The sequence below is a fragment of the Streptomyces sp. TLI_053 genome, assembly GCF_900105395.1.
Classification (GTDB): domain Bacteria; phylum Actinomycetota; class Actinomycetes; order Streptomycetales; family Streptomycetaceae; genus Kitasatospora.
The window spans coordinates 7838719-7852388 of record NZ_LT629775.1 but is presented as its reverse complement, the minus strand read 5'-3'; the positions used below and the strand labels follow the sequence as shown (position 1 = coordinate 7852388).

The 13670-nt window shown below is 77.7% G+C and carries 9 protein-coding genes; 4 read left to right on the top strand and 5 right to left on the bottom strand.

From position 1 onward, the window contains the following. The first annotated feature begins 41 nt into the window (after positions 1 to 41). Complete coding sequence (locus BLU95_RS32925) at positions 42 to 3356, top strand: hypothetical protein (protein WP_093863191.1); 3315 nt, start codon at positions 42 to 44, stop codon at positions 3354 to 3356. 48 nt (positions 3357 to 3404) lie between these two features. On the opposite strand, the gene BLU95_RS32920 is transcribed toward BLU95_RS32925, so the two are convergent. After that, a complete protein-coding gene (locus BLU95_RS32920; RefSeq protein WP_159425079.1) occupies positions 3405 to 4124 on the bottom strand; it encodes a hypothetical protein in 720 nt (239 codons plus the stop codon). Positions 4125 to 4791: 667 nt separating this feature from the next. On the opposite strand from BLU95_RS32920, the gene BLU95_RS32915 reads away from it, so the two are divergent. After that, positions 4792 to 7947: an AfsR/SARP family transcriptional regulator gene (locus tag BLU95_RS32915; protein ID WP_093863189.1), complete on the top strand. Its 3156-nt coding sequence runs from the start codon at positions 4792 to 4794 to the stop codon at positions 7945 to 7947. On the opposite strand, the gene BLU95_RS32910 is transcribed toward BLU95_RS32915, so the two are convergent. Beyond that, on the bottom strand, positions 7936 to 8364 hold the full coding sequence (locus tag BLU95_RS32910; RefSeq protein WP_159425078.1) for a hypothetical protein: 429 nt from the start codon (positions 8362 to 8364) through the stop codon (positions 7936 to 7938). The genes BLU95_RS32915 and BLU95_RS32910 overlap by 12 nt on opposite strands. A gap of 101 nt (positions 8365 to 8465) precedes the next feature. Further along, positions 8466 to 9032, bottom strand: coding sequence for a DinB family protein (locus BLU95_RS32905; protein WP_093863187.1), 567 nt, complete (start codon positions 9030 to 9032; stop codon positions 8466 to 8468). Between the two features lie 280 nt (positions 9033 to 9312). On the opposite strand from BLU95_RS32905, the gene BLU95_RS32900 reads away from it, so the two are divergent. After that, a complete protein-coding gene (locus BLU95_RS32900; RefSeq protein WP_093863186.1) occupies positions 9313 to 10125 on the top strand; it encodes a class I SAM-dependent methyltransferase in 813 nt (270 codons plus the stop codon). A gap of 176 nt (positions 10126 to 10301) precedes the next feature. Here the strand turns inward: BLU95_RS32900 and BLU95_RS32895 are convergent, their stop codons facing one another. Then, the gene (locus tag BLU95_RS32895) at positions 10302 to 11072 is read right to left on the bottom strand and encodes an SDR family oxidoreductase (protein WP_093863185.1); all 771 of its coding nucleotides are present in this window, start codon (positions 11070 to 11072) and stop codon (positions 10302 to 10304) included. 265 nt (positions 11073 to 11337) lie between these two features. Next, positions 11338 to 11781, bottom strand: coding sequence for a hypothetical protein (locus tag BLU95_RS32890; protein ID WP_093863184.1), 444 nt, complete (start codon positions 11779 to 11781; stop codon positions 11338 to 11340). Positions 11782 to 12091: 310 nt separating this feature from the next. Here BLU95_RS32890 and BLU95_RS32885 point away from each other — a divergent pair, with 310 nt between their 5' ends. Beyond that, positions 12092 to 13540 carry a condensation domain-containing protein gene (locus BLU95_RS32885; RefSeq protein ID WP_093863183.1) on the top strand — a complete coding sequence of 483 codons (1449 nt, stop codon included), beginning with the start codon at positions 12092 to 12094 and terminating at the stop codon, positions 13538 to 13540. The last annotated feature ends 130 nt before the right edge of the window (positions 13541 to 13670 follow it).

Sequence of the window (13670 nt, the reverse complement as noted above, 5' to 3'; positions counted from 1 at the left end):
CCGGTGAACCGGGCACCCGGCGGGGGCCGTAGTCCTGGACGATGAGCCTCTCCCGCACCGGTGCGCGCTCCGGCGACCCCGCACCCCCGGCCGAGCCCCGCCGCCGCTTCGGACTGCGGCGCGGGGCGCCGCGCGCGCTGCCCGCCGGGGACCCTCCCGCCGCGTCCGGCCCCGTCGAGACCCTCCCGGTGCCGGCCTCCGCCCGCACCGCGGAACCGGGCCCGTCGGTGCTGCGCGAGGTCGGCCCGCACTTCGTGATCGCCTCCGCCACCGCCCACCCGAACGAGCTGCGGGCCGCGATCGGCGCCCTGCGCCCCGTCCCCGACGCCGTCGTGGTGATCGCCGCGGCACCCGACTCGGCCAAGGTCCTGCGCGACCGGATGACCGACCTCGGCGTGATCACCCGCGCCCGGGGCGCCACCCACCTGGTGCTCGCCGCCTCCGGACTGGCCGCCCTCGCCCCCAACGGCCGCCGCCCGGCCGAGGTCGTCGCCGAACGCTCCGGGGTCCCGGTCGTCGCCCCGGACGGCCTGGTGGAGATCACCCCGGCCGGCCACCTCACCGTCAACGACCCCGAGGGCGCGCTCGCGCGCTCCTCGTGGTGGCGGTGCGAACCCGGCGCGCAGCCCCGGCGGGTGGCCGGCACGATCGGCGCCGTCGCCCCCGTGGAGTCGCGGCGCACCCGGCCGACCGCCTTCGTCGAACCGCCCGCCGTCCCCGCCCCCGCCGCCGCCCGGGGCAGGGCGAACGCCGTCCGCGTCCTGCGGCTGCCGGCCGGGTTCTGGCTCACCGACCCGGCCGACCCGGCCACCACCCCGCTGCCCGACCTGCGGCTGGCGGCCGCCGCGCCCGGCACCGCCGTCATCGTGATCGGTACCCCGACCCGGCCCGTCCTGCTGCCCGAGGACTTCGCCGAGGCCGTGCTCGCCCTGCCGCTCGGCTCCGACCGCCCCCTGATCAGCGCCCCGTGGGCGGCGCCCGACGAACTCTCCGCGCTCATCGGCGCCCTGACCGCCCGAACCGCCCGGCCGGTGCAGGCCGCGATCGGCCTGCCCGTGCTCGGCCACGGCGGCCCCACCTCGCGGGTACTGGACCGCGAGGGCCGGATCGGGTGGGAGCCGTTCCTTCTGCGCCTCTCCTCCGCCCCGGGCTGTCCCACCACGCCCGCCGCCTGGCGCAACGGGGGCGCCGACTGGCGGACCGCCGGGCCCGGGGTGTTCCAGGCGTTCCCGTACTGGGCGCTGGAGGCCGTCCCGGCCGGGCTCTGGCTGCGCCCCGAACCGCCGCACGTGCTCACCCCGCGCTTCCGCCGGCCCGAGCCGAGCCGCCCGCTGCTGATCGTCGGGGAACGGGACCGCCCGGTGCCCGCCGACGCCTTCGAAGAGCTGGGAGCCCTCCTGGGCCGACTGCCGGCGGTCGGCGCCGAGGGCTTCGGCCTGCTCGTGCACGGGCTGCTGGAGCCCGCCGCCGAGACCGTCGGGCGGTTCGTCGCCCGGACGTACGAGCTGGAGTGGCTCGGCGCCGAACAGCCGGCGGGCGGCCCGCCCGCCGTCGCGCCGGTGTCGTACGGGACCGGCGGCGCGGGCTCGACCCGCCGGGCCGCGGCGCCGGACCCGGCGGCGGTGCCGGCGGGCGCGGCGGCCGCCGCCGTCCCCGGAACGGCGGGAGGGGCACCGGCCGCCCTCGGGCCGGGCACCGCCCACCGGGTGCCGCCCGTCCCCGCACCGGCCTCGCGGTCCGAGGTCCCCGCAGGGGTGCGCACCGGGTCGGACACGGGGACGCGGACCGAGCCCCGCGCCGAGCTGCCGACCGCCCACCGGGTACCGCCCGTCCCGGCTCCCGAGCCGGAGAGCGGGACCGCCGCCGAGGTCGAGGCCGGAGCCGGAGCCTGGGCCGGAGCCGAGGGCCGGGACGGGACCCGGTTCGGGGCCGCCGTCCCGGCACCGGAACCCGAAGCGGGTCCCGAGCCCGGGGCCGAGCCCCTCCCGGATCCCGAGCCGGTACCGGTCCCGCCGCCAGCGCCCGTCCGAGCCACCGCCGGACCGGCCACCGGCAGCGCCGTCGGGGCCACCGCGCCGCCCCGCCGGGTGCCGCTCGCGACCGGCGGGCCGACCGTCCCGCCGACAGCCGGAACCGTCACCACCGCGGCCGGGTCCGGCCCCGACCTCGACGGCCGACGCGGACCGGCCGGTGCGCCCGTCGCGCCCGCCGGGGGTGCGCCCCTGCCTTTCCGCACCCCCGAGGTCCCTCCGGGGGACCCCGCGGCCGAACCCCCCGCGGCCGAACCCCCGGCGTCCGGGCTTCCCGGCGCCGCCCCGTCCGCCCGGCCCTCGACCACCGAGCCGTCGAGCACGGAGCCGCCGAGCACCGAGCAGTCGAGCACCGAGCCGCCGGACACGGAGCCGTCGGCGGGCGACCCCCTGTCCGCGGAGCCGCCGGGCGTTCCCGTCCCGCCCCAGGAGCCGTCCCACCCGTCCCCGCAGCCGCAGCCGGCCCGGTACTTCGGTCTCGACGACAGCCCGGTCCCGGTCACCGCGAGCACCGCCGCCGAGCGCGACGCCGTCCGCGCCCTGCTCGGCGACCACTACCACCGCTGCACCGGACGACTGGACCAGCTCGCCACCCGGCTCCCCGGTCTGCGCTCCACCTCGCAGGACGACTTCAAGCCCGACCTGGCCGCCGTCCTGCTCCACCACACCGACAGCGGCGTGCCCGTGCCCCGGGCCGCCCTGATCGCGGCCGCGCGGTCCGGGGCCCCGGAGCTGCGGCCGTTCCTGCACTGCCTCGGGGCCGGTCTGCGCCGGCTGCCGAGCCACCACGGCGCGGTGCTGCTCGGTGCCGGGGCCGGTCTCGACCCCGAATCCGTCCTGGCGCACTACCCGACCGGCCGGCTGTTTCGGGAACCGGCACCGCTGGCCGGGCTGACCGCGCCGGGGGCCGAACTCCCCGGCTCCTCCGTGGAGTTCCTGGTCTGGTCGGCCACCGGCCGTCGCACCTCGGTCTTCGACCCGACCGACGGCCCGGCCCAGGCGGCGTTCCCGCCCGGCACGGCGTTCACCGTGGTCGGCCAGGTGCCGGCCGACGGCGACCGTCCGGCCTGCGTCCTGCTCCGGGAGTCGGGCGGCGACCCGTCCGAGCGCAACCGCAACTCGCTGACCCGGCTGCGCGCTTGGCTGGAACGGCGGGCGGCGATGCCCCCGGCCGAACGCCCCCGCGCCGACGCCCCCGAGCGCTTCCACCTCACGCCGGGCGTCCACCTCGACACCCCCGAACCGCCGGACACCTCCCCGGACGGCCCCGACACCCCCGAGGACCCGGACACCACCGCCGCCCCAGACACCGCGACGGCCGCCTGACCGGCGTTCGTCGGCCGGTCCCCCGAGCCCCGGCCGACGAACGCCCTCCTACCAGCCGGTCCCCCGGGCCTCGGCCCGCGTCACCGGCTCCGCCCGCTCCGCCTCCACCGCCCCGGCCTCCACCGCCCGGGTCGGCACGGCCCGGACCGTCGGCGCGGGCCACACCGCCGGGGCCACCCGGCCCGTCGACAGCCCGCCCGCCGACAGCCCGCCCGGCTCCAGCCGGGCAGCGGCCGCGGACACGCTCGGCACGGCCTCCGCCACCCCGACCCCCGGCACCGACCGCGCGACCTCCGCCCCGGACACCGCGGGCACCCCCGGCATCGCGGGCACCGCCCCGCCGACCGTGCCCAGGCCCGCCCCGGAGCTGGTCCGCAGCCCCCCTCGGACCGCCGGGCCCACCGCCTCGGCGGTGGCCGCGGCCGCGCCCGGACGCTCGGCCACCGTCGCCGAGAGCCGGAGCACGAAGTTGCGCTCGGTCGGATCGCCCTGCGGCCAGTCGCAGTCCTTGCTGCGGACGATCCGGCTGCGCAGACCCCCGGAGGTCTGCCACGGGTACGGCAGCACCCGGACGTTGGGACGCCAGCCCACACCCGGCACGCAGTGCTGGAGCTCCAGCTCCCACTCCTCGGCCCGCACGTCCAGCGAGGCCCCGGCCCGCCCTTCCAGCACGAAGGTGCCGTACGGGGTGCGCACCACCGCGCGCTGCTCGTAGTAGGCGTCCTTGTCGAGGACGGTGATCCGCAGCGGCCCGTTCATTCGCAGCATGGTGGCCCTTCCCGGTGGTCGAAGCTCTCGGAACCGAGACGGCCCCGCACTCCGATCGACGGGGCGTCCGCAGGCCCGGGTTCACCTCCGGACCGCAGGTGAACCCCAGGTGGACGTCCGTCCGTTGAACCCCGGGGACGGCGCGTCCGGCTTTCCGCCCCGGCGCGCGCCCCGACTTCCGCCCGGGGCGCCCGCGGCCGGTCCCGGCACCCGGACCGAGGCGTTCCCCTTGGGGCAGCCCGGCAGGACCGATCGCGCACACCTCCCGAACCGCCGGGCACGCGCTCCGCCCGGACGGTCCGCGCCACTGGGACCCCGCTCCCGGGCCGCTGCTCCCGGTCGCCGCCACCGCCCGCCCGCCCGCACCCGCCGCCCGTACCCGCCACCGCGGCACCCGGGCTGCCCGTCGTCCCTTCGTCAGCACGCGGACGACAGCGCCTCACCGGCGGCGCGGCGGCGGAGCCGGGAGCCTCGCACGGCCGGGGGACACCTCCCCGCGCGCCTGCGAGGACGACGAACCGGCTGCCGTCAACCCCCCGGTCGGACAGATACCCACCATTCCCGAAATCGCACACCGAACGTCACAGAACGAACCTCCAGCGTGGCTAGACTGCGCCCCGCACAGGGATGGAAACCCTCGTCCACCCGCTCTCACCAGGGAGGATCCGTGTTCGTTCGGCTGCTGGGCCCGGTGGAACTGCGGACCGCCGACGGCCGGTCCGTCGAGCCCGCCGCCGCCAAGCGGCGCGCCACGCTGGCCCTGCTGGCGCTCGAACTCGGCCGTACCGTCCCGGTCGGACGCTTCTTCGAACTGCTGTGGGGGGACGCGCCGCCGGCCCGGGCCCGGGCCGCGCTGCAGGGCCACATCGCCGCGCTGCGCAAGCTGATCGCCGGTTCGGGCCTCGTCCTCTCCACCCGTCCGCCGGGCTACCGGCTGGACGGCCCGGCGGACGCGGTGGACTCGCTGCTGTTCGAACGGCTGGTCGCCGACGCCGCCGCGCGGAGCACCCCGGACGGCGACGAGGCGGCGGCCGGACTGCTGCGCCGGGCGCTCTCCCTGTGGCAGGGGTCCGCCGCGCTCGCGGACCTGCCCGAGACCGACCTGCGGGACGCGCTCGCCGACCGGCTGCGCAAGGACCGGACCCTCGCGCTGGAAGCCTGGGCCGACCGTCTGCTGCGGCTCGGGCTGGGCGCGGACGCCGTGCCCGAGCTCGACCGCGCGGCGGAGGCCGATCCGTGGAACGAGGCGCTGGCCGCGCGGCTGGTGCTCTGCCTGCAGCAGTCCGGCCGTTCGTGGGACGCGCTGAACACCTATCACCGCACCCGCCGCAGGCTGGCCGCCGACCTCGGCGTCGGGCCGGGCAGCGCGCTGCGCTCGGCGGTGTCGGGGGTGCTGTCCGAGGACGGGGCACGGCGTCCGGCGGTGGGGACGGCACCGGCACCGGTCCGCCTCCTCGGCCGCCCCCGGCCCGGCACCGCACCGGCCACCGCCGCCCCGGCCGCCACGGCCACCGCCGCCCGGGCCGCTTCCACCGCCGCCACCGTCCGACCGGCGACGGCGACGGCGACGACGCCGTTCGCGAGCTGCAAGGCGGCCCCGCGCCCCGCCGACCGCGGACGCCCGCCCGTCGCCCGGCCCACGCCCGTGTCCACGTCCGCCGGGACCCCCACGACCGCCAAGACCGCCGCACCCGCCCCCGCACCCCCGGCCCGGACCCCGGTCGCACCCCCGGCTCCGACCCGTGCGCAGCCGGTCGCCGCTCCCGACCAACTCCCCCGCCCGGCCTCCGGTTTCGTCGGCCGGATCCCCGAACTCGACTGGCTCTCGGACCGGTTGCGCGGCTCTCGCGCCGTCGGCCCGGACACCGTCGGCCCGGACGCCGTCGACGCGCCCGGCATTGGCACGCTCGCCGTCCTGGTCGGCCCGGCCGGCACCGGCAAGACCGCGACCGCCCTGCGCTGGGCCCACGACGCGGCCGCCGGCTACCCCGACGGGCGGCTCTTCGCCGACGTCAACGCCTTCGGGCCGGGCCGCCCCGCCGGACCCGCCGCCGTGCTCGGCCGGTTCCTCCGCGCCCTGGGCGTGCCGGAGTCCGAACTGCCCGAGGACCGCCCGGCCCGCGCCGCCCTCTACCGCTCGCTCAGCCGGAACCGCCGCCTGCTGGTGGTGCTGGACGACGTCGCGGACGCCGGGGACGTCACCGATCTGCTGCCCGCCGGGCCCGGCTGCGCGACCGTGATCACCAGTCGCAGCACCCTGGCGGACCTCGTGGTCACCGAGGGCGCCGCCCTGCTGCGCCTCGGCCCGCTGCCCGCCGAGGACGCCGGGCGCCTGCTGGAGCAGCTGCTCGGCCGCCCCCGGGTGGCCGCCGAACCGGAGGCCGCCGCCCGGCTCGCCGAGCTCTGCGGCGGGCTGCCGCTCGCCCTGCGGATCGTCGCCGCCCGGCTCGCCACCCGCCCCGCCTGGGCGATCGCCGACCTGCTGCCGGAACTCGACGACGAGCGGACCAGGCTGCACGCCCTGGACACCCGGGGCAGCAACAGCCTCCGCGCCGCACTGGACCGCACGCTCCGCCACCTCAGCGGTACGGCGGCCCACCTGCTGGCCCTGCTCGCCGTCCACCCCGGCCGGGAGACCGACGTCCCCGCCGCGGCCGCACTGCTCGGCGCCGGCCCGGACGAGGCCCGGGACGCCCTGGCCGCCCTGGCCGCGCACCACCTGCTCACCGAGATCGCGCCCGGCCGCTACCGCCGCTGCGACCTGGTCCGGCTCTACGGGGCCGAACTCCTCGACGAGCGGCACGCGTCCGAGCACGCCACCGCCACCGCCGCACTGGCCGACCACTACCTGGCGACGGTGGCCCACGGCGCCGCCCTGCTCCAGCCCGCCCCGGGCGCCACCGCTCCCACCGGCCCCGTCGGCCCGCCGTCGAGGCCCGGCGGCCGACGTGCCGCCCGGCCGCACCTGCCCACCGTCCGCTCCATCCTGGACTGGTTCCAGGCCGAGGAGCCCGCCGTCCGGGGCCTGGTCGCCGCCGCCTCCGAGAGCGGCGACCACGACCGCGCGTGGCGGCTCGCCTACCGCGCCGACGGCCTCTACTACAGCGTCGGGCGCCGACCGGACCGGCTGGCCTGCCTGCGGACCGGGCTCGACGCGGCCGGCCGCACCGGAGACCCGGCCGCGGTGGCCGCGATGGAGGCCGTGACGGCCCGCGCCCTGAGCGGCCGGGGCCGGACGGTGGAGGCGCACCGGCTGGCCCGCCGGGCGGTCGACCGCAGTTCCGGCACCGACGACGCCGTCCGGGTGCAGGCGCTCACCGTGCTGGCCGTGACCACGGCGGCCGGCGGCCGGCCCGCCGAAGCGGTCCGGCTGGGCGAGCGGGCGATCGCGCTGGCCGAGACGCACGGCCACGCCGAGCACGCCCCCTACGCGCTCAGCAACACCGCCGGTCTGTACGGCCTGGCCGGTGATCCGGCCCAGGCGCTGCGCCGGGCCCGGGAGGCCAGGGCCCTGCTCGTCGAGCACCCGCTGGCCGTCTTCCACCTGTCCGCGATGATCAACGAGGCGCACGCCCTGCAACTGCTCGGCCGCCACGCCGACGCGGAGGAGGCCTGGCGGCAGACGGTGGAGCGCTGCCGGTTCGCCGGCGCCGTCCATCTGCACGCGGTCGCCGAACGCCACTTCGCCGACTTCCTGCTGGCGACCGGCCGCACCCCGGAGGCCGTCGGCACCCTGCGCGCGGCCCGCGGACTGTACGGGCGGCTCGGCGACACCACGGTCGTCGGCGAACTGGACCGGCGGCTGGCGGTGTTAGCCGGCTGAGGCGCGTCCGGACCCCGGGTCCCCCACCCCGGGCTCCCCCTGCCCCGCCAGCTCGGCCGTCAGCATCGTGACGCCGTCCTCGCCGAAGCGGTGCAGCAGCAGCGCGACCCACGTCACGGCCTCGGCCCGTTCCCGCGCCGTCCACGCGCCCGCCGACGGGTGCTCGTCCACCACCAGGGCCTCCGCGACCAGCCGCAGCCCCTCCGGCACCACCGACGGCGGACCGTCCCCGGCCAACCGCCGGGCGGCCGCGACCACCACCGCCCCGGCCGCCGGGGGCACCGCCCACCCGCCGCCGGGCCCGTCCTCACCGGTCCGCTCCGCCGCGAGCCACCCCGCGACCAGCTCCCGGACTCCCGCCTCACCCACCGCTTCCGCCATGGCGGCCAGCTTGCCAGCACCACGTCCCGAGGTCATCACTGTCACACCGACGGATACGGCCCGGACCCCGCCGCGCGTTCACCGGACCGGACGGTCCGGGCCCGGTCCGGCACCGACCGGGCGGCCGCCGGACGGCCTCAGGCCCCGACCTCCCCGTCGATCGCCTCGCGCAGGAAGTCCGCGTGCCCGTTGTGCCGCGCGTACTCGTGGATCAGGTGCAGCATCACCAGCCGCAGCGAGACGTCCGCCTGCCAGCGCGGCTGGTACCCGGTGACGTCCAGCGACGGCGCCTCCCGCTCGATCCGGCGGGCGTGCTCCACCTCCGCCTCCCAGGCCGCGAAGGCCTCGGCCCGGTCCGCGCCGCTCGCGTCGTAGGCGGCCTGGTAGTCGCCCTCGGCGGACCACACCAGCGGGACGTCCTCCCCGTCGATCACCCGCCGGAACCAGGTCCGCTCGACCTCCGCCATGTGGCGCACCAGCCCGAGCAGGGTCAGCGTGGACGGCGGACTCGACCGCAGCCGCAGCTGCTCGTCCGTCAGCCCGGCGCACTTCATCGCCAGGGTGGCCCGGTGGAAGTCCAGGAACGCCCGCAGCGTCTCGCGCTCGCCCCCGGTCAGCGGCGGGGCGATCCGCCCGTCCCCCGCGCCGCTCGCCGCGCCGACACCCGTACCCGTACCCGTACCCGTACCCGTACCCGTACCCATGGTGCTCCCCGTCCCCTTCGGATCCGAACGATCGATCGGCGCCCAGTCTGGCAGGCCGACCGCCCCGTCGACAGCGAGTTCCCGTCCGTCCCTCCTGACCTGCTGCGCCCCTCCTGAAACCACCTCCTTCGGGTAGTTCCACCGGTGGCCGGTTTGGGTACGTACTGCGGCGCGCGCCCGCGGGAGGCCCGGTCCACCGGCCCCTCCCCGCCCGCACCGTCACCCCGGCCACCGCCGTCACCCGGCCGTCACCACGACACACGAGGAGCCCGAGCGAACCATGAACCAGGACCGCATCCCAGGACCGGTACGCCGGACCTACGGCGCCGACGACCTCTCGCAGGCCGCCTCCTTCGCGGGCGGATTCATCAACTTCGGCGACTGGAGCGGCATCCGCACCACCGACCCGACGACCGAGGACCGGATCCGCAGCCAGGAGAACCTCTACCGGCGGGTGCTGCGCACCTTCCCCGGGCCGGCCGAGTCGCTGCGGCTCGGCGAGGTGGGCTGCGGGCGCGGGCTGGGCGCGGCGCTCGCGCTCTGCGAGTTCCGCTTCGCCGCCGTCACCGGGGTCGACATCCACCCCGACCAGATCGAGCGCGCCCGCACCGTCAACGCCAAGGCGCTGGCGACCTTCCCGGACCGGCTCCGCTACACCCTGGGTTCCGCCGACGACCTGCCGTTCGCGGACGCCTCGCTGGACGGCCTGTACTCGGTCGAGGCGGCCCAGCACTTCCGTGAGCTGACCGGCTTCGCCCACGAGGCGGCCCGGGTGCTGCGCCCCGGCGGCCGGCTTGCGGTGGCCACCTTCTTCTCGGCCGAGGGGCCCGACGCGGTCGAGCGGCTGAGCATCCTGCTCGGCAGCTTCGCCAACGGCCTGGACGTCGCCCATCCGCTGGCGGGCTTCACGGCCGACCTCGGGGCGGCCGGCTTCGCCGAGGTCGCCGCCCAGTCCATCGGCCCGGACGTCTGGCCCGGCCTCGACCGCTATCTCGAGGGCACCGTCCCGCCCGGCCATTGGACCCGCAACTTCCTCCCCGCCTGGCGCGACGGCCTGCTCGACTACTACCTGCTCACCGCGACCCGCGGCTGAGCCGCCGCCGACCCGCCGCCGGTCCGTCACCGGTCCGGCGGGCCGCGCCGCCGACCGGCACCCGAGCGATCCCCGCACACCGCGGGGACCGCCCAGCCCCGGGCGGCCGCTGTGCACCGGCAGCATGCTCCGGACGGCCGACTCCGGCGCGCCCCCGATCCGGGCCCGCCCGACGCTCAGGCCTGCCGGGTCGGCAGGGCGACCAGGTGGCGGAGGTTCACATGGCGCGGACGGGTGACGGTGAAGGCGATCAGCTCGGCGATGTCCTGCGCGGTCAGCGCGGGCATCGCCTCGAACATGCCGTCGAGCTGCTGCCGCAGCACCGGGTTGTCGATGTGGCCGCCGAGTTCGGTGTCGGTGAGCCCGGGCTCGATCGCGGAGACCCGCACGTCCCGGGGGCCGAGTTCGGTGCGCAGCGCGGCGGAGAGCTGGGTGAGCGCCGCCTTGGTGGCCCCGTACACGGCGTAGTCGGGGAACAGCACGTGGGAGGCGATGGAGGAGACGTTGACCAGGTCGGCGGCGCGGCCCTCGGCGGCGGCCGCGACGAGGTCGGCGGAGAAGGCGCGGACGATCCGCAGCGCGCCGGTCAGATTGGTGTCGATCATCCGGGTCCACTCGTCGATCCGCCCGTCCGCGAGCGGATTGGGCAGCATCACCCCGGCGTTGTTGACCACCAGGTCGACCGGGCCCCAGGTGTCGTGCACGGTCCGGACGGCGGCGTCCACCGAGGACTGGTCGGTGACGTCGGCGGTGACGGCGAGGGCCCGGCCGCCGTCCGCGCTGATCGCGGCGGCGAGGGCGTCCAGCCGCTCGGCGCGGCGGGCCAGCAGGGCGACCCGGGCCCCGCCGGCGGCGAGCAGCCGGGCGGTGGCCTCGCCCATGCCACTGGCGGCCCCGGTGACGACGGCGGTGCGGGCGGCGAGGGCGGGCTGGGCGGTGCGGTTCATGTTCTGCTCCGGTGCGGTTCGTTGGCGCGGACGGCCTGACGGGACCACTCTGGTCCCACCGTCGCGCGCCACCCAGGGCCCTGTTCCACCCGGGTCCGGTGGACCCTGGGTCCGGCAGACCCTGGTTGCGCCGTCACGCCGTCACGCCGCTGCACCACCGCACCGCTGCGGCACGAGGTGCCACGTGCCGCGGACCGGGGCCGGTCCCGCCGATTTCGCCGCGGCCCCGGAAGGATCCGCGGGACCGGCCCCGGTCAGTGCTTCATCAGCAGGTGACCGGCACGGTGACGGTGGCGGTCGACGGCGGCCAGCCCCACTGGGTCACGTTGAACGTGGCCTGGACGCTGGAGCCGCAGGGCGCGGTGCCGGAGACGTTGCCGACCGGGATGCCGCCGCCGGGGATGAGCACGTAGGGCGAGTCGCTCCCGATCAGGGCGCCGCCGACGACACCGGCGGTCAGGTTGAAGGCGACCTTCTGCGGGGTCCAGGCGATGCTGGCGGGGGTCGCGTACCCGGAGAACACGACCTGGTCACCGGTCACCGAGGCGCAGAGCCTCAGGTTGACGATGCCCGGGAACCCGTCGACGCAGTTCTTGGTGCCGGGGCCGGAGGGGCCGCCGGTGGTCTGGGCGGAGGCCTGGGTGGCCCCGGTGACGGCCAGCGCGGAGAGCGCGGCGCCGGTGGCGAGGAGCGCGGCGAATCGCTTCATCTCGGTACTTCTCCTTCGGACGAACGGAGGGTGGTTTCGTTCGCGAGGCAGACATCGCAGGTGATCGCCCGTCAGGTCCGATCGCACGTCACATGTGCAATGTCACGCCTCACATGCGAGATGCTGCCACGCCCGCCCCGGAACTACCGCCCGGTAGCCCGGGTTCCGAAGATCCTTACCGGATTTGACCTTCATCTGGCGCGATTTCGCGGCCGTGCCGCAGACTCTCCGGGACGGCTCCCACCGCACCCACCCGCACCAACCCCAGCACCACCCCGCATCCGCACCAGCGCATCGGAGAACCCCCACGGTGACCACGAGTCGACAACTGGAGATACCCTTCGCCGACGGCCGCTCCGGCAGCGGCCCCGCCACCTGGGGCCAGCGAGCCATCTGGGACGTCGTCAACCGTCTGGCCCCCGCCGACCGCCCCCGCTACAACATCGGCACCGCCACCCCGCTCGACCCCGGCCTGCCGCTCCCGGTGGTCCTGGACGCCCTCGGGCACCTGCTGCACCTGCACGACTCCCTGCACACCCGGCTGCTCCCCGGCCCGGACGGCACCGGAGCACCGGACCGCACCGAGGCACCCGACGACACCGGAGCACCGGATCGCACCGAGACACCCGACGGCACCGCGCTGCGTCAGACCGTCGACCCGGCGGGCACCCTGCCCGCCCTGGTCCGGGACCTCCCGGCCGGCACCGACCGGGCCGGGCTCACCGCCGCCGGAACGGCCCTGTACCGGGAACTGACCGACCGTGCCTTCGACTGCGCCACCGAGTGGCCGATCCGGGTCGGCCTGGTCGTCGCCGACGGCCTGGTGCGGCACATCTCGCTGGTGCTCTCGCACACCGCCGTGGACGGCACCGGGATGGGCCTGCTGGTCCGCGACCTCACCGCGCTCGCCCTGGGCGCCGACCCGGCCGCGCTCCGGGCCGGCCGGACCACCCAGCAGCCCCTGGAGGAGGCCGAGTTCCAGACCTCCGAACGCGGCCGCAAGCGCGACGCCAACGCCCGCGCGCACACCCTGCGCAAACTGCGCTCCGCCCCGGCCCGGCTGTTCCCGCCCGCCCCGGCGGCCGACCCCGCCGCCCGGTTCCCGAACGCCGTCCTCAGCTCGCCCACGCTGCTCCGCGCGGTCGACACGGTGGCCGCCGCCCACCGGGCCGGCTCCTCCGCCGTGCTGCTCGCGGCCACCGCCGCCATGACGGCCCGGCTGGCCGGCCGCCCGGACGCGGTGCTCCAGGTGGTGGTCAACAACCGCTTCCTGTCCGGCCTCACCGACGCGGTGAGCGTGGTCGCCGGCGACGCCCTGCTGCACCTCCAGGACGCCGACGGCGAGTTCGGCGCGGCCGTGCGCCGCACCCACGCCGCGTCGATCGCCGCCTACCGGCACGCCTACTACGACCGGCGCCTGCTGGACGCCGAGATCGAACGCCTCACCGCCGACCGGGTGCCGCTCGCCGACCGCTCCTGCGTCTTCAACGACACCCGCGACCTGCTCCCGGGCGGCCTCTCCGCCCCGGACCCGGCCGTCGCCGGGGCCGCGGCCGACGGGGACACCACCCTGGACTGGCCGGTCGAGTTCGACCCGCGCCCCGGGCTCACCTACGCCCTGGACGCGCAGCGCACCCCGACCGCCCTGCAACTCGCCATGACGGCCGACCCCGCAGTGCTCCCCCGGGCCACGATGGAACGCTTCCTGCGCGGCATCGAGGAACTGGTCCTCACCGAGGAGCGCGCGCTGCGCCCCTGACCCGCGCCCCGGCAGAGCGCCCCTGGAACCGGGAGAGAGCACCACGGGGGAACACCCCGGGGGGAGCACCAGGGGCCCGGCCGACCGCCCGCGGGGGCGGCCGGCCGGGCCCGTGCCCGCTCCGCGCGGG

Coding starts and splice junctions, on each gene's coding strand:
- BLU95_RS32900 (WP_093863186.1), top strand. CDS start 9,313: ATGAACCAGGACCGCATCCCAGGACCGGTACGCCGGACCTACGGCGCC.
- BLU95_RS32925 (WP_093863191.1), top strand. CDS start 42: ATGAGCCTCTCCCGCACCGGTGCGCGCTCCGGCGACCCCGCACCCCCG.
- BLU95_RS32890 (WP_093863184.1), bottom strand. CDS start 11,781: ATGAAGCGATTCGCCGCGCTCCTCGCCACCGGCGCCGCGCTCTCCGCG.
- BLU95_RS32910 (WP_159425078.1), bottom strand. CDS start 8,364: ATGACCTCGGGACGTGGTGCTGGCAAGCTGGCCGCCATGGCGGAAGCG.
- BLU95_RS32920 (WP_159425079.1), bottom strand. CDS start 4,124: ATGCTGCGAATGAACGGGCCGCTGCGGATCACCGTCCTCGACAAGGAC.
- BLU95_RS32895 (WP_093863185.1), bottom strand. CDS start 11,072: ATGAACCGCACCGCCCAGCCCGCCCTCGCCGCCCGCACCGCCGTCGTC.
- BLU95_RS32905 (WP_093863187.1), bottom strand. CDS start 9,032: ATGGGTACGGGTACGGGTACGGGTACGGGTACGGGTACGGGTGTCGGC.